Below are 15,021 nucleotides of genomic sequence, written 5' to 3' on the forward strand. Positions count from 1 at the left end.
ACCGGCCGGCCGCCGAAGCGGCGGCGTCCGCCGCCCCGCCCCGGGTCGTCGTCGCGGTAGAAGTCTTCGAAGTCGTCCCCGTCCGGGCCCACGTATGACACGCCTCGACGATAACCGCGCCGTCAGATCCCCGCGCCCGTTCGTCGCAGGACGCGCAGGGAGTCGTGTACCGAGACCTCGGTGAACGCCCCGGACTCGAGGGCCCGGAGGTACACGCGGTACGGAGCCTGGCCGGTCCACTCGTCGTGCTTGACGGGGAAGACGTCGTGGATGAGGAGCAGCCCGCCGTCGGCGACGTGCGGCGCCCAGCCCTCGTAGTCGGCGCCTGCGTGCTCGTCGGTGTGGCCGCCGTCGATGAAGACGAGGCCGAGCTTGCCGCCCCACACCTTCGCTACCTGCGGCGACTTCCCGACGAGCGCCACCACGTGGTCCTCGAGGCCCGCCGCGTGCAGCGTCCGCCGGAAGGTGGGCAGGGTGTCCATCCGTCCGACGACCGGGTCGACGGTCTCCGGGTCGTGGAAGTCCCAGCCCGGCTGCTGCTCCTCGCTGCCGCGGTGGTGGTCGACCGTGAGGGCCGTCACCCCGGCCGCGCGGGCCGCGTCGGCGAGCAGGATCGTGGAGCGCCCGCAGTACGTGCCGACCTCCAGGAGCGGCAGCCCGAGCGCCGCCGCCTCGACGGCGGCGGCGTACAGCGCGAGCCCCTCGCCGAGCGGCATGAAGCCCTTGGCCTTCTCGAAGGCGGCGAGGACGTCCGGGCCCGGGGTGCTCCCTGAAGTGGTCATGCCCACATGCTGCCGTACGGTGCCGAGCGCCCGCTCAGCAGCCCTGCCACAGCCGGGTCATCACCCGGACCCCGAACCGCAGGCCCTCCAGCGGGACGCGCTCGTCGACGCCGTGGAAGAGGCGTCCGTAGTCCAGGTCGGCGGGCAGCTTCAGGCCCTTGAAGCCGAAGCAGCGGATGCCCAGCTTGGTGAACGCCTTCGCGTCGGTGCCGCCGGGGTTGCAGTACGGCACCGGGTGGCCGTCCGGGTCCTCGGCGCGCACGGCGTCGCACATGGCGTCGACGAGCGGGCCGTCGAACGTCGTCTCCATGGCGATGTCGTGGTTGACCCACTCACGCGACACGGACGGCAGGAGCAACTCATCGATGGCGTCGACCAGTTCCTGCTCATGGCCGGGCAGGAAGCGGCCGTCGACGCGAGCCGTGGCCTTACCGGGGATCACGTTGGTCTGGTAGCCGGCCGTGAACATGGTGGGGTTCGCGGAGTTGCGGAGCACCACCTGCATGAAGTCGGCGACGTGCCCCAGCTTGGCCAGCTCGGCGTCCAGGTCCTCGGCCTCGAAGTCGATCTCCACGTTCTGGAGGTCGGCGGCCTTCTGGAGCAGGGCGCGCACCGGCTCGATGAGCCGGACGGGGAAGGTGTGGCGGCCGATGCGGGTGAGGGACTCGGCGAGGTCGGTCACCGCGTTCTCGTCGTTGGGGGAGGAGCCGTGCCCGGCCCGCCCGTTCGCGGTCAGCTCCATCCACGCCATGCCACGCTGGGCGTTCTCGATCGGGTAGAGGCGCCGGGTGTCGTCGAGCGCGTACGAGAATCCGCCGCCCTCGCCGATCGCCTCGGTGACGCCCTCGAAGAGGTCCGGGCGGTGCTCGACGAGCCAGTGCGCGCCGAACTTTCCGCCCGCCTCCTCGTCGGCGAGGAACGCGAGGACCAGATCGCGGGCGGGCTTGACGCCCGTACGCGCGAAGTGGCGGGCGGTGGCCAGCATGACCGCCACCGTGTCCTTCATGTCGATGGCGCCGCGGCCCCACAGATAGCCGTCGCGGATCTCGCCGGAGAACGGCGGCACCTGCCACTCGGCCGCGTCGGCCGGTACGACGTCGAGGTGGCCGTGGACCAGCAGTGCGCCGCGCGAACGGTCCGCGCCCTCGATGCGGGCGATGACGGAGGCCCGGCCCGGCGCGCTCTCGACGAACTCGGACGCGATGCCGACCTCGGCGAGGGTGGCCGCGACCCAGCGGGCGCAGGCCCGCTCGTCGCTGGTCGGGTTGGAGGTGTCGAAGCGGATCAGCTCGGCGCAGAGTTCGACGACTTCGCGTTCGGCGTCCTTGGAGGCGAGGGTGGTCATGCCGCTCCTACGGGGGTGTGCTCGGCGGCGACGGGACGGGCGTCGTCCTCGTCGTCGGCCAGGGTGGTGGTGCCGTACGTCCTGACCCAGCCGAGCAGCCCGAGGACCGTGTAGAGGACGAACGCGGTGGCGAGGGAGTTCAGGGCCGGGATGCCGCCGTCGTAGAACTTGCCGACGCAGAAGGCGGCGGCCCAGATCACCAGGGACATCGGGACCCACGTCGGGGAGGTCTTCGGCAGGGTGCCCGCCGCGCGCGTCTCGTCGAGCGGCCCGCGCATCCGGCGCACCACCCAGTACTCGGCGACGATGATGCCGCCGATGGGCGGGATGGCCACGCCGAGCACGGTCAGGAAGTCGGTGAAGTGGGTCATGATGCCGACCGCCGACAGGAGCGTGCCGGCGATGCCCAGGCCGATGGTGACGGCGCCGCGGTGCAGGCGCTTCTTGAAGACGACCTGGAAGAAGTTGACGACGCCGAGCGAGGAGCCGTACAGGTTCCAGTCGTTGATCTTCGCGGTCGACATCAGGACGACGAGGACACCGAAGACGCCGGACGTGGAGAGCACGATCTGCGAGACCTCGTTGCTCTTGACCATGTGGCCGAGGAGCACGCCGGTCAGGCCCACGATGTACTCGGAGAGGATCATCGAGGACGCGGTCTGCAGGAAGACGTGCGAGCCCTTCTTGTTGTAGCGGGTCATCTCCGGGGCGACGATCGCGCCCGTCATGTAGCCGCCCGCGATGGCGGTGGCGGCGACCGAGAGCGGGATGGCCTGGCCGGGCGGCGGGGAGCTGATCAGGTCGCCGAGCGAGTGCTCGCTGAGCGCGTCGATCACCGACCAGGCGACCATCGCGAAGAAGAGGGGCGTCACGATCTTCGCGAAGATCGCCATGTAGCGGAAGCCGAAGATCACCAGGACCGTGATGGCGAGGCCCGCGACGACGCACCACAGCCACGACGGGCCGCCGACCAGCGACGAGACGCTGTTGCCGAAGATTGTGTTCTGCACGCCGAACCAGCCCACCAGGCTGACCGCGATGACGAAGCTGACCAGCGCCGAGCCGTTGCGCCCGAAGCCGACCCAGCGGGTCAGCAGCGGTGTCGACAGACCCTCGCGCATGCCCGCCATGCCGATCGCGAAGATCACGACTTCGAGGATGACCGCGCCGAGCGTGAAGGCGAGGAAGGCGTCGCCGAAGGTCATGCCGACGCCGATGGTGGCGCCCAGCGTGAACTGCGAGATGGAGCCGGACTGGGCGAGCCACTGGAGCAGCATCGTCCAGAAGCCGAGCCGCTTGTCCCGGGGGACTCTGGACAGCGCGTAGTCGTCGCTGCCCACGTTCTTCTTCGTGGTGGCCATGGCGTCACGACTCCGTGGGTGCGTTGCCGAGGGTCTGCAGATGGGCGAGCGAGCCGTAGCGGCTCACGAGGGCGTCGAACTCCGCGGCGTCGTGGAAGTCCAGGCGCCCGCCGCCGAAGGCCTTCGCGGTCTCGACGGCGAACCGGGCGGCGGCCGCGATGTCGGTCTCGTGGCTGGCGCCGGTCTGGCAGCCGGGGACCGCCGCGGCCGAGGTGACCGCCAGGCCGACGACCGGGGAGGCGGTCGCCGTGGCGGGCTGGAGTATCGAATTGATGTGATGTGCACCGTTACCGTACGGCGTGATGTCCTGCGTGGTCACGGGGTAAGTGACCAACGGCTCACCGGTGACGACGGCGAGCAGCTCGCCGAGCTGCTCGCTGACCCGCAGCACCCACCCCTCCTTGACGGTGGGGGACAGGGCGAGGCCCTTGTGGTTGATGATGCGGTTGCCCTTGGTGGTGTCGATGGAGAGCACGGCCTCCATGTCGGCGGTCACCTCGTGCCGGTTCATCGTCGCGATGTCGACCGGCGAGTCCATGAACGGGACCGGGTCGTGCGGCGCGGTCGGCGCGTCCGGGCAGACGTGTGTGGCGACGACTACGTCGCCGTCGAGCACGTCGCCGCGGCGGCGCATGTCGAGGAGCTTGGCGGCGGTCGCGAGCGCGGCGGCGGCGCCGTCCGCGTCGGAGACCAGGCCGGTCATCTCGGGCCGCGCGCCGACCCCGCCGAGGCGGCCGACGACCCCGAGCGTGCGGGCGCTGCCGCCCCGGCTGCGGCCCTTGGCGCCCGGGATGCGGACGAGCACGAAGTCGGTGGACCCGCGCTCGCCGTCGACGGTGGTGATCTCGGCGCCGGAGCCCTCGGGGCCCGCGACGGAGTCGAGGTAGGCGACGGCGCGCTTGCCGTCGGCGTCGGGGTCGTCCAGCAGATCGACGACATCGAGGACGTACTTCAGCATGCGGGGTCCCTCTCACTGCGCTGCGCCCGGTCGCGGTTTCCACCGGTGCTGACAGCAGATTCGGGATCGGATAGCGTTGTCGGCAACTGTTTCCCGTTATTTGCAATAAGGGTCTGGATGGTGAGATGCGGTGAGTGAGATCCCGCTGGACCGGAAGACCCCGGCCGGCGCCCTGCAGACCGTCGACCGGGCGCTCCTCGTGCTCCTCGCGTTCGAGCGGACCCGGCCGGACTGGGGCGTCACCGAGGTCGCGGGCGAGTTCGGCTGGGACACCTCGGTCGCGCAGCGGCTGCTCTCCACGCTGGCCGGGCGCGGCTTCCTGGTCTCGGACCCGGCGACGCGGCGCTACCGGATCGGCCCGGCGGTGCTGCGGCTCGGCCGCCTGTGGGAGCGCTCGGGCTCACTGGAGCTGCTGGCCGGGCCGGTCCTGGAGGAGCTGCGCGCGGCGACCGGTGACACGGTCCTGTTCTGCCTGCCCGACAACTTCCACATGCGCTGCGTCGCGGCCGTGGAGGGGGAGTCGGGGCCGCTGCGCTACTACCCGCTGGTCGGCGAGCTGTACCCGGCGCACGCGGGCGCCACCAGCAAGTCGTACTACGCGTTCCTGCCCGACGAGCAGCGCCACCGGCTCTTTCGCGGCCGCCCGATGGCCCGCTTCACCGAGCGCACGGTGACCGAACCGGACGAGCTGGAGCGGGAGTTCCGCGCCGTCCGCGCCCAGGGGTACGCCTGGACGGTCGGCGAGTACGACGCCGGGATCGGCACGGTCGCCGTGCCGGTGTTCCTGGGGCGCGAGCCCTACGGGAGCCTCAGCCTCGGCGCCGCCAAGGAGCGCTTCCCCGACGGTCCCGACGACCGGCTCGACGCCCTGCGCAAGGCCGCCCGCCTCCTGGAGCAGCGCCTGACCCACCCGCCGCAGAACCGGCGCCGCACCCGCGCCACCTGACCCCCACCGCACGACCGCCGATAGGAGCGACCCGCTCGTGAACCTGCTGCTGCTCTCCAACTCCACCCAGTACGGCCAGGGTTACCTCGCCCACGCCCTGGACACCGTCACCGGCTTCCTGCCCGCGCGGGCCCGGCTCGCGTTCGTGCCGTACGCGCTCGCCGACCACGACGCCTACACGGCGAAGGTGCGCGGCGCGCTGGAGGGTACGGGCATCACCGTGCACGGCGTCCACGAGGGCGACGACCCCCTGGCCCAACTGGACGCCGCGGACGCGGTGTTCATCGGAGGCGGCAACTCCTTCCGGCTGCTGAGCGCGCTCTACCGGACGGGCCTGCGGGACGCCCTGATCAAGACGGTCGGCGACGGCCTGCCGTACATGGGCGCCAGCGCGGGCACCAACATGGCCGCGCCCACCCTGCGGACCACCAACGACATGCCGATCGTGCAGCCGCCGTCCTTCGAGACGCTGGGCCTCGTCCCCTTCCAGATCAACCCGCACTACCTCGACCCGGACCCGTCCTCCACGCACAAGGGCGAGACGCGCGAGGAGCGGCTGACCGAGTTCCTGGAGGAGAACGACGTCCCCGTGCTCGGGCTGCGCGAGGGTTCCTGGCTGCGGGTCGACGGGGACCGGGCGACGGTGCTCGGGGAGCGCGCCGCCCGCCTCTTCCGCCGGGACGCGCAGCCGCGGGAGCTGCCCACCGGCTCCGACGTCTCCGAACTCCTGCGCTGCGAGCCGCGGTTCGACGTCTGACGCCGCGCGCGGCCCTCAGGCGGCGGGGCAGAGCGCCGCGGTGCCGACCGGGCTCGCGGGCATCGGACAGGCGGCGACCGGTGCCTTCGCCCGGTCGCGGGCGAACGTCACGAGACGCAGCACCGCGAACCGGGCGACACCGGTGAGCGCGGAGGCGGACAGATAGACGGTCTGCTCCAGCACCGCGCCCGGCTCGTCCGCCAGGTACCGGAGCCCGGCCATCGCCAGGCAGGTCACCACGTACGCGCCCGCCGCCGATCCGGCCGACTGCACATGCTGGCTCCAGCTCGCCCGCCCGCCCGCACCGAAGGTGAACCGGGCGTGCAGCTCGGTGGCGAGCAGCGTGGAGACCACGGTGACCAGGGCATTGGCCAGCGCCCAGGGAAGCCGCTCGGCGACGGCCGCCACCGCGAAGCTGGACGCGACCCCCACGCCGCCCCCGCACGCCACGAACCGGGCGAACGCCACGGCGGCTCCGGGTGCTCTCCGCTCGCTTCTCCGTACCGTCTCCATGATCCCCGCCCCCGTCGATGACGCGCGCACCACTGCGCGCTGCCAGTGGTGCCACTATGGCACACGCATGGCGCCATGACGAGTCATTTATGGCGCGACGGATGGCGCCGGGGCGGTCGGGCGTCGTCGTCGCAGGTGGGGGCCGGTCCGGCTACGACTCGAGAACACCTCGGGAGGTGTGGAGGATGCCGAACGTGCGCGGGAAGTCCTTGAGCTGGCCCGCGAGCGAGTCCAGCGCGGGGAGCAGACAGCGCGGCGGGACACCGCGGGCGGCCAGGATGCCCGCGGCCCATGTGAGGAACCGGGTGAACAGATCGGAGCTGTCGACGTAGAGGGCGGTGGCGAGGTACGTGACGATGTGGTTGATGTCCTCGGCGGTGCGCTCGTTCTGGTAGCGGTTGTACCAGCGCGTCTCGGGGAAGCTCTCCTGGACGTCGGCCAGGGCCTGTTTGACCAGCTGCCGCCTGGCCTGGAGGACCATCGTGTACTCCTCGTCGCCCAGGTGCGGCAGATCCGCCTCGGGCGGCCGGACCGCGGGCGCCCCGGGCCGCCGCGGGTTCCCGGCGAGAAGGGCGGCCGCGCCGGGCGCGTCCCCGGCCCACTCGGCCCGCATCAGCCGGGCGTAACGACCCTGCGGACCGAACGCGGGACCGCCGGCGATCACCGGGAACCCGGCACCCTGGCACGAGCTGATCGCGTTGTGCGCGGCGGGCAGCAGCACCTCGACGGACGAGGACAGCAGCACCGCCTGGGCACGGATGTACCGGGCGTGGGCGACCAGGTGCTCGGTGGGGACGTGCGCCCCGAGATAGTCGACGCGCCAGCCCCGCAGCCGCAGCACCTCGCTGACCAGCCGCGCCGGCAGGGCGTGCCACTCGCCGTCGACGCACGCGACGACGACCCGCCCCGCCGACGTGCCGGGCAGCGCCGAGGAGGTCGAGTCGACGACGGCCGCGACGCACCGCTCGCTGATCGCCGTACCGGCGTGTTCCTGCGCCACCGTGATGTCGTTGGCCGCCCAGGCCGCGCCCAGCCGTATCTGGACCGGCGCGATCAGGTCCAGCAGGACCCGCTCGCCCGCGGCCCGCATCTGTTCCGCCGTCGAGATGTCCGCGCCGAGCGCGCCGCGCACCACGGCGACGGCGCGCGTCTCGTCGCACGCGTGGAGCGCCCGCCACAGACGCTCGCGCGGCTCGGCGAGAGAGGAGGGGAAACTGCTGTCCGCGCCACCGGTCACGTGGCTCACCCTTTCCGGGTCGTTCAGTTGTCTTCGTTCGGGGGCGCGGCCGGCCGGGCCGGCGCGCCGATCGCCAGGACGGCCATGTCGTCGTGCGGGCCGTCGCCCAGCCACTGGGCGGCGATCATCTGCACGTGCTCGGTGACCGCCTCGACCGACGTGTTCGCGCAGGGGGCCAGCACCGCGCGCAGCCGGTCCTCGCTGAACATCACGTCGCCCAGCGGCCCGCCGCGCGCCTCGGTGATCCCGTCGGAGTACAGCAGGCAGGTCTCGCCGGGCTCCAGGACGACCTCGGCGGTCTCGAACTCCAGGTCGTCGATCGCGCCGAGCAGCGTCCCGCCGACCGGGGCCTGTTCGACACGGCCGGTGGCGCGCACGACGAGCGGGGCGGGATGGCCCGCGCTGGAGATGCGCAGCCGCACCCTGGCCCCGTCGCGCACGGCGCTGACCAGGGCAAGCGTCACGAAGGGCGTCTGCGCGGCCAGCAGCGCGCTGTTGAGGAGGGTCAGCAGCCGGGTGTGGTCGGCGGCGAACGGCACCAGCGCCTGCAGCGCGTGCCGCACCCGGCCGGCCACGACCGCGGCCTCGACCCCCTTGCCGCACACGTCCCCCAGCACCGCGAGGGTCTCGGCCTCCGGCGTGGCCCCGGGATACAGGTCGTAGAAGTCGCCGCCGACGCGCTCGCCCGCGGTCGAGCTGCGGTAGCGGCCGGAGAAGCAGATGCCGTGCACCCGGCCGAGGGCGGGCGGCAGCAGGTCGCGCAGCAGTGCGTCGGTGAAGCGGACCTGGCGGGCATGGCTGCGGGTGAGGGAGAGGGCGGCGCCGGCGCGCGCGGCGAAGAGCCCGACGAAGCGTTCCTCGGCGGGGCTGAACGGCGCCCGGCCGGAGCGGCGCAGCAGGATCAGACAGCCGGCCGGAGTGCCGTGCCCGGGCAGCGGCGCCACGATCACCGAACCGACGGCCTCGCCGAGGAATTCCTCGGGCACCGCCCAGGGCGGCACCGCGCCCGGGTCGATCCAGGCGGACGGGACCGTGGGCAGCCCGCGCAACGCCTCGGCCAGACCCGGCAGTTGGCCGGTGTCCAGGGGGATCCGCTCCTCCCTCACCGGTCCGCCCGCGGCGCACCGCGTGACGGGGAAGTCGCGTCCGTCGCTCATGCCGACGAGGACCGCCGCGTCCGCCAGCTGCCGGGCCGCCCGCCGCACGGTCACCTCACGGCAGTGCGCCACGTCCAGCGAGGCGAGCAGTTCGGACGAGAGCTCCTGAAGCAGTCCCGCTCTCGCCCGCTCCCGCGCCAGTTCGCGCGCGGCACCGGCCGGAGCGCTGTCGCTCACCAGCCACCACGTCACCGCCCCCGCCGGGCCCGGCCCGGCGAGCGCCTTCACCCGCAGCTCGCCGATCCGGCCGCCCGCCCAGGCCGACGGCGCCTCCCGGGCGCCGCCGGCATGCCGCAGATGGGCCTCGGCCAGCCAGGCGGGCGCCACATCGGGCAGCGCGGCCCCGACACCGATCCGGGCCAGCAGGTCGGCGGCCTGTTGGTTGTAGGACAGCACGGTGCCCGACGCGTCCACTGTCACCGTCGGGTACGGGTCACAGCGCTGCGCGGCGGGTCCCGCGTCGTACGAGTTCTTCTGCTTCGGCAAGGCGACCATCTGTCCGGAACCCGCCTGGTGCGGGCCCCCCACCACCCCTCCACTCGAAGGAAGGTGACGCCACATTACCGACGGCATATGACTAGTGGCCGGACTTTTCAATACTTCTGACAGCCTTGCCGTACTGCTGAATAATCCGTCGGGGCATGCCTACCGGGTATCGGCTCCGCCGCTGTCGGGGAAGGTGCCGAGATCGGCCACCCGGAAGCCGTGCGGATAGCCCCGGACGTTGGAGCTCTGGCGGGCGAAGCGCGGTGCGCGGCGCGGCGGCAGCAGCCGCACCAGCCGGCCGCGCAGCCGCATGCCGCCGCGCACCGCGCGCTCCAGGACGGCGGGCGGCGCCGGGTAGTCGAAGGCCGCGCGCATCGGCGGGTCCATCAGGCACACGGTCGCCCTGCGCATGACGGCGCCGAGCGGGCCCGGGTACCAGGACGCCATCAGGTCGAGCGTGGCCTCCGAGACCGCGTGGCCGCCCTTGTCGTAGGCGAACTCCCGGCGTTCGTAGTCGTCCATGAACTCCTCGAACTCCGCGTACGTCGCCGGGATGTCCTTGATGTTCATGCGGCGGCCCAGCGCCCGGTAGTAGTTCGTGGACGCCCGGATCTCGTGGTCCGACAGCGGGCGCCAGCCGAACTCGTCCAGCCAGCGCTTGGGCACCACGACGAACGTGGCGAGGACGTAGCGGAAGTCGTCGTTCGGGATGTCGTAGCTGCCGTGCATCCGGTTCATGCGGCGGATCGCGGTGCGGCCCTGCTCCGCGTCCATGCCGTGCTCGCCCACCGCGTCCAGGATGAGCACCGTGTCGTCGTACCGCTTCTGTGTCCGCTCGGTGAACTCGCCTGTCCTGGCGAGCAGTTGACCGATGCTCGGCACGGCGTACGTGCGGTAGAGCGCGAAGCCGAGCGCCTGCATGAAGTCCCACGGGAACTCGTGGGTGGTGCTGATCGCGTAGATCTTCTCGTAGTCGCGGTCGGGGTCGAGCCCGCGGATCTCCCGGAGCCGGTCGTAACGCTGCACGGTGGGGTCACCCTTCGTCGTGCGACGGTGCGGTCGCCGCGTCTCCTCCGCATGATCGCGCCTCGGCGGCGGTTCGCACAGCAGAAGAACGCGCCGGGCGGCTGCCCGGCGCGTTCTCATGAGCTTTTCAACTGGTGTGCCCGCAGGGCCCGTTACGACTGCGCGACCGCGACCGCCTCCAGGGCGAGGTCCACGTGCACCGCGCGGTTCTCACCGTGGTGCGTGGCGGCCGAGGCCCGCGGCGCGTGCCCGGCGGCCGTCGCCGCCAGGACGTAGGAGCCGCCCGCCGGGACGGCCAGGGCGTAGCGGCCGTCGTGGTCGGTGAGGGCCGCGCCCGCCTGCCGTCCGCGACGGTCGATCAGGGTGACCTTGGCGCGGGCGACGGGCATGCCCGCCGGGTCCAGGACCTGGCCGCGGAAGTGGGCCAGGGCCTCCTCGGCGCGCGCCAGGTTGGCCTCCTCCTCGCTGCTGGCCCGCAGCTGGACGACGGCCACCTTGCGCTTCGGCAGGAACAGGGCCAGGACCACGCCCAGCGCGACCGCGGCCGTGGCGATCAGGAACGAGACGCGGAAGCCGTGCAGCGTCGGGATCGCGACGCCGCCGACGTGGTTCGCCGTGTTGGCCAGGACCATGCCGATCACGGCCGACGACACCGAGGTGCCGATCGAGCGCATCAGGGTGTTGAGGCCGGTGGCCGCGCCCGTCTCCGACGCGTCGACGGCGCCGATGATCAGGGCCGGGAGCGAGGAGTACGCGAGACCGATGCCCGCGCCGACCACCACGGAGATGATGATCGTCTGCCAGGGCGCGCTCATCAGGCCGAGCCCGGCGCCGTAGCCGATCGCGATGATCAGCATGCCGAGGATCAGGGTGACCTTCGGGCCGAACGTCGCCGACAGGCGGGCGTAGACCGGGGCCGTGAACATCATCGTCAGGCCGAGCGGCGCGACGCACAGGCCCGCGACGACCATCGACTGGCCGAGGCCGTAGCCGGTGGCGGACGGCAGCTGGAGCAGCTGGGGCAGGACGAGCGAGATCGCGTAGAACGCGACGCCGACCATGATCGAGGCCAGGTTGGTGAGCAGCACCTCACGGCGGGCCGTGGTGCGCAGGTCGACCAGGGGCGCCTTCAGGCGCAGCTCCATCACGCCCCAGCCGAGCAGGACGACGAGCGCCGCGGCGAACAGGCCGAGCGTCGTACCGCTGCTCCAGCCCCAGTCGCTGCCCTTGGTGATCGGCAGCAGGAAGAGGACCAGGCCGAGGGAGAGGCCGACGGCGCCCGCGTAGTCGAAGGTGCCCGGTGCGCGCAGCGGGCTCTCCGGGACGAAGGCGAGGGTGAGGACCATCGAGACGACACCGAGGCCCGCCGCGCCGAAGAACAGCGCGTGCCAGTCGGCGTGCTGGGCGACGAGCGCGGCCAGCGGCAGGGCGAGACCGCCGCCGACGCCGATGGAGGAGGACATCAGGGCCATCGCCGAGCCGAGCTTCTCGCGCGGCAGCATGTCGCGCATCAGGCCGATGCCGAGCGGGATGGCACCCATGGCGAAGCCCTGGAGGGCGCGGCCCACGATCATGACCAGGAGCTGGTCGGTGAAACCGCAGATCAGCGAGCCGATCACCATGATCGCGAGGCTGGCGAGCAGCATCCGGCGCTTGCCGGCGAGGTCGCCGAGGCGGCCCATGATGGGGGTCGAGACGGCGCCGGCGAGCAGGGTCGAGGTCATGACCCAGGTGGCGTTCGAGGGCGCGGTGTCCAGCAGCTCGGGCAGATCCTTGATCACCGGCACGAGCAGCGTCTGCATGACGGCGACGACGATGCCGGCGAAGGCGAGGACGGGAACGACGCCGCCTGTCCGGCGGGGACTGGTCGTCGGTTGGGACATTGCGGAGGGCCTCCGGAGGGCAGGTTCGGGTCGCCTGTGCGGGCGGAGTGCGAGCGGGGTGCGTGTAGGTCGAACCTGTTCGCTCGGGCGACTATTCCGATGTTTGTCGTACGAGCGTGAACCTTGACCTTTTCATTACATGAAGACTTCCCGGCGTCGGGCCGCACTCGATTCTGACTTACCGTCAGATGTGCTCTTCCCCTCTACTGGAACGTGTTCTACCGTGCGCCGCATGGGGACCGCCGACAGTGCCGTCATTGCCATCACTCAGGACCAGCGGGAACTCGCCGCCGCCGTACGCGGCTGGATCGCGCGCGCCGCACCACCCGACGAGGTGCGCAAACTCCTCGACGCCCCGGCCGCGCCGGGGCACCGCCCGCCGTACTGGGACAGCCTCGCCGGACAGGGCCTGCTCGGCGTGGCCCTGCCCGAGGCGTACGGGGGCGGGGGCGGGACCCTGCTCGATCTCGCGGTGGTCGTCGAGGAGGCGGCCCGGGCCGCGCTGCCCGGACCGTTCCTCGCCACCGTCCTCACCGCCGAGGCGCTGGCCCGGGCGGGCGCCCCCGAGCTGGCCGGACGGCTCGCCTCCGGAGAGCTGATCGGGGCCGTCGCCTTCGCCGCGGGCGGCCTCAGCGCCGTCGCCGGGCCCGACGGACTCGTCCTCGACGGGACCGCGCCGCCCGTGCTCACCGGCGCCGACGCCGACCTCCTCGTGCTCGCCGCCGACAGCGCGGACGGCGTGGTGTGGCTGGCCGTCGACGCCGAAACCCCCGGGCTCACCGTGCGGGCCCACGACAGCGCCGACCCGACCCGGCCCACCGCCGAGGTCACCGCCTCCGGCGCCACCGTGCCCGCCGCCCGCATCCTCGCCCCGCCCGGCTCGCTCGTGCGCGACCTCGCCGCCGTGCTGCTCGCCGCCGACGCCTGCGGCACCGCCGCCTGGGCGCTGAGCACGGCCGCCGAGCACGCCCGGGTGCGCGAGCAGTTCGGCCGGCCCATCGGACAGTTCCAGGGCGTCAAGCACCTCTGCGCCGACATGCTCGTCCGCGTCGAGCAGGCCGGCGCCCTGGTGTGGGACGCGGCCCGCGCCCTCGACGAACCGGTCCCCGGCGAGGTGCGCGACCTGGCCGCCGCGCTCGCCGCCGGGACCGCCCTCGACGCCGCCCACGGCTGCGCCAAGGACTGCATCCAGATCCTCGGCGGCACCGGCTTCACCTGGGAGCACGACGCCCACCTCTACCTGCGGCGGGCCGTCGTCGCCCGGCAGCTGCTCGGCACGGGCGACTCCCACCGGCTGCGCGCCGTCCGGCTCGCCGAATCTGGCGTCCGCCGCGAGCTGCGCCTCGACCTGCCCGCCGAGGCCGACGTCCACAAGGAGAGCGCCCGGAGCGTGATCGAGGCCGCCCGTGGGCTCGACCCGGGCGCCGCCCGCCGCGCCCTCGCGCCCACGGGGTACGCGGCGCCGCACCTCCCCGCGCCGTACGGCCTCGGCGCCGGACCGCTGCAACAGCTCGCCGTGCAGCAGGAGTTGGCGTCCGCCGGGGTGCGGGTCGCCGACCTCGGCATCGCCACCTGGGTCGTCCCGTCCCTCATCGCCTACGGCACCGCCGAGCAGCGCGACCGCTACCTCCCCGCCACCCTGCGCGGCGAACTGCTCTGGTGCCAGCTGTTCTCCGAACCCGGCGCCGGATCCGACCTCGCCGCGCTGCGCACCCGCGCCGAGCGGCTGCCGGACGGGCGCTGGCGGATCAACGGACAGAAGGTGTGGACGAGCGCCGCCCAGTGGGCCGACCACGGGATCCTGCTGGCCCGCACCAACCCCGACGCCCCCAAGCACAAGGGCCTGACGTACTTCCTCGTCGACATGAAGCACACCGACGGCATCGACGTCCGGCCGCTGCGCGAGATCACCGGCGACTCGCTCTTCAACGAGGTCTACTTCGACGACGTCCTGCTGCCCGCCGACGCCGTCGTCGGCGAGGTCGACGACGGGTGGCGGGTCGCCCGCCACACCCTCGGCAACGAGCGCGTCCACATGGCCGACCAGCTGACCTTCGACACGGGTCTCGAGGCGCTGCTCGCCCGTGCCGGTGATCTCGACGGTGCCTGCCGGGCGCGGATCGGCGCCCTCGCGGCCGAGGCGCACGCGCTGGCCTGCATCGGGCTGCGGACCACGATGCGGCAGGTCGCGGGGGAGGGGCCCGGGCCCGGGGCGTCCATCCGCAAACTCGTCCAGACCCCGCATCAGCAGCGCGTCGCCGAACTGGCCCTGGAGCTCCTCGGCCCCGCCGGGGCGCTCCGCGAGGGGCCGGGCGAACGCGCCCTGCACTCTTTTCTGCTGTCGAGATGCCTGACCATCGCCGGCGGCACCACCCAGGTCCAGCTCAACGTGGTCGCGGAACGCATGCTGGGCCTGCCCCGGGACTAGCCCGTCTCCCGGGTGCGGCTCTCGTCGTGGCCGGCCGCGCAGTTCCCCGCGCCCCTGAGGCATGCGCTGCGCGCAGCCTCCCCTGGATGCCGCAGGCACCGAGCATGATGTTCTCGGCGACGGTGAGCCCGGCGGCCAGTTC

At 72.8% G+C, this 15,021-nt stretch carries 12 protein-coding genes; 3 read left to right on the plus strand and 9 right to left on the minus strand.

Features of this window, described 5'->3' with window-relative positions; all coding sequences use genetic code 11:
* Positions 1-122 precede the first annotated feature (122 nt).
* Genes ABZ930_RS10845 through ABZ930_RS10860 form a run of 4 tightly spaced genes read right to left on the minus strand, consistent with a single transcriptional unit; the run spans position 123 to position 4,446 of the window.
* A complete protein-coding gene (locus tag ABZ930_RS10845) occupies positions 123-782 on the minus strand; it encodes a class I SAM-dependent methyltransferase (RefSeq protein ID WP_361544891.1) in 660 nt (219 codons plus the stop codon).
* A gap of 34 nt (positions 783-816) precedes the next feature.
* Positions 817-2,127: a M20/M25/M40 family metallo-hydrolase gene (locus ABZ930_RS10850; protein ID WP_361544894.1), complete on the minus strand. Its 1,311-nt coding sequence runs from the start codon at positions 2,125-2,127 to the stop codon at positions 817-819.
* Complete coding sequence (locus tag ABZ930_RS10855; protein ID WP_361544897.1) at positions 2,124-3,488, minus strand: cytosine permease; 1,365 nt, start codon at positions 3,486-3,488, stop codon at positions 2,124-2,126. Before ABZ930_RS10855 ends, ABZ930_RS10850 begins: the two co-directional genes overlap by 4 nt.
* Before the next feature lie 4 nt (positions 3,489-3,492).
* Positions 3,493-4,446, minus strand: a complete 954-nt coding sequence (locus ABZ930_RS10860; protein WP_361544900.1) for a DUF1177 domain-containing protein — start codon at positions 4,444-4,446, stop codon at positions 3,493-3,495.
* 130 nt (positions 4,447-4,576) lie between these two features.
* Here ABZ930_RS10860 and ABZ930_RS10865 point away from each other — a divergent pair, with 130 nt between their 5' ends.
* Together ABZ930_RS10865 and pepE are read left to right on the plus strand one after the other, a co-directional pair.
* Positions 4,577-5,392: an IclR family transcriptional regulator gene (locus ABZ930_RS10865; protein WP_361544903.1), complete on the plus strand. Its 816-nt coding sequence runs from the start codon at positions 4,577-4,579 to the stop codon at positions 5,390-5,392.
* Positions 5,393-5,429: 37 nt separating this feature from the next.
* Positions 5,430-6,149, plus strand: a complete 720-nt coding sequence (pepE, locus tag ABZ930_RS10870) for a dipeptidase PepE (protein ID WP_361544906.1) — start codon at positions 5,430-5,432, stop codon at positions 6,147-6,149.
* Between the two features lie 15 nt (positions 6,150-6,164).
* Here pepE and ABZ930_RS10875 read toward each other — a convergent pair whose 3' ends face one another.
* The 5 genes from ABZ930_RS10875 to ABZ930_RS10895 form a co-directional block, all read right to left on the minus strand.
* Positions 6,165-6,662, minus strand: a complete 498-nt coding sequence (locus ABZ930_RS10875) for a hypothetical protein (protein ID WP_361544909.1) — start codon at positions 6,660-6,662, stop codon at positions 6,165-6,167.
* A gap of 151 nt (positions 6,663-6,813) precedes the next feature.
* Positions 6,814-7,899 (minus strand): cobalamin-dependent protein, encoded by a 1,086-nt coding sequence (locus ABZ930_RS10880; protein WP_361544912.1) that lies wholly within the window; start codon positions 7,897-7,899, stop codon positions 6,814-6,816.
* A 23-nt stretch (positions 7,900-7,922) separates the two neighbouring features.
* Positions 7,923-9,542, minus strand: a complete 1,620-nt coding sequence (locus ABZ930_RS10885; protein WP_361544914.1) for a SpoIIE family protein phosphatase — start codon at positions 9,540-9,542, stop codon at positions 7,923-7,925.
* 159 nt (positions 9,543-9,701) lie between these two features.
* Positions 9,702-10,568: an oxygenase MpaB family protein gene (locus ABZ930_RS10890; RefSeq protein ID WP_361544917.1), complete on the minus strand. Its 867-nt coding sequence runs from the start codon at positions 10,566-10,568 to the stop codon at positions 9,702-9,704.
* A gap of 152 nt (positions 10,569-10,720) precedes the next feature.
* Positions 10,721-12,451, minus strand: a complete 1,731-nt coding sequence (locus tag ABZ930_RS10895) for an MFS transporter (RefSeq protein WP_361544920.1) — start codon at positions 12,449-12,451, stop codon at positions 10,721-10,723.
* Positions 12,452-12,683: 232 nt separating this feature from the next.
* Between ABZ930_RS10895 and ABZ930_RS10900 the strand changes: the two genes are divergently transcribed.
* Complete coding sequence (locus ABZ930_RS10900) at positions 12,684-14,879, plus strand: acyl-CoA dehydrogenase (RefSeq protein WP_361544923.1); 2,196 nt, start codon at positions 12,684-12,686, stop codon at positions 14,877-14,879.
* Positions 14,880-15,021 lie beyond the last annotated feature (142 nt).

Origin of the sequence: Streptomyces sp. NPDC046716 (genome assembly GCF_040645755.1) — a bacterium.
GTDB lineage: Bacteria > Actinomycetota > Actinomycetes > Streptomycetales > Streptomycetaceae > Streptomyces.

Excerpts from the sequence above, each read along its gene's own strand:
- ABZ930_RS10845 (WP_361544891.1), bottom strand. The coding sequence starts at position 782 with ATGACCACTTCAGGGAGCACCCCGGGCCCGGACGTCCTCGCCGCCTTC.
- ABZ930_RS10850 (WP_361544894.1), bottom strand. The coding sequence starts at position 2,127 with ATGACCACCCTCGCCTCCAAGGACGCCGAACGCGAAGTCGTCGAACTC.
- ABZ930_RS10855 (WP_361544897.1), bottom strand. The coding sequence starts at position 3,488 with ATGGCCACCACGAAGAAGAACGTGGGCAGCGACGACTACGCGCTGTCC.
- ABZ930_RS10860 (WP_361544900.1), bottom strand. The coding sequence starts at position 4,446 with ATGCTGAAGTACGTCCTCGATGTCGTCGATCTGCTGGACGACCCCGAC.
- ABZ930_RS10875 (WP_361544909.1), bottom strand. The coding sequence starts at position 6,662 with ATGGAGACGGTACGGAGAAGCGAGCGGAGAGCACCCGGAGCCGCCGTG.
- ABZ930_RS10895 (WP_361544920.1), bottom strand. The coding sequence starts at position 12,451 with ATGTCCCAACCGACGACCAGTCCCCGCCGGACAGGCGGCGTCGTTCCC.
- ABZ930_RS10900 (WP_361544923.1), top strand. The coding sequence starts at position 12,684 with ATGGGGACCGCCGACAGTGCCGTCATTGCCATCACTCAGGACCAGCGG.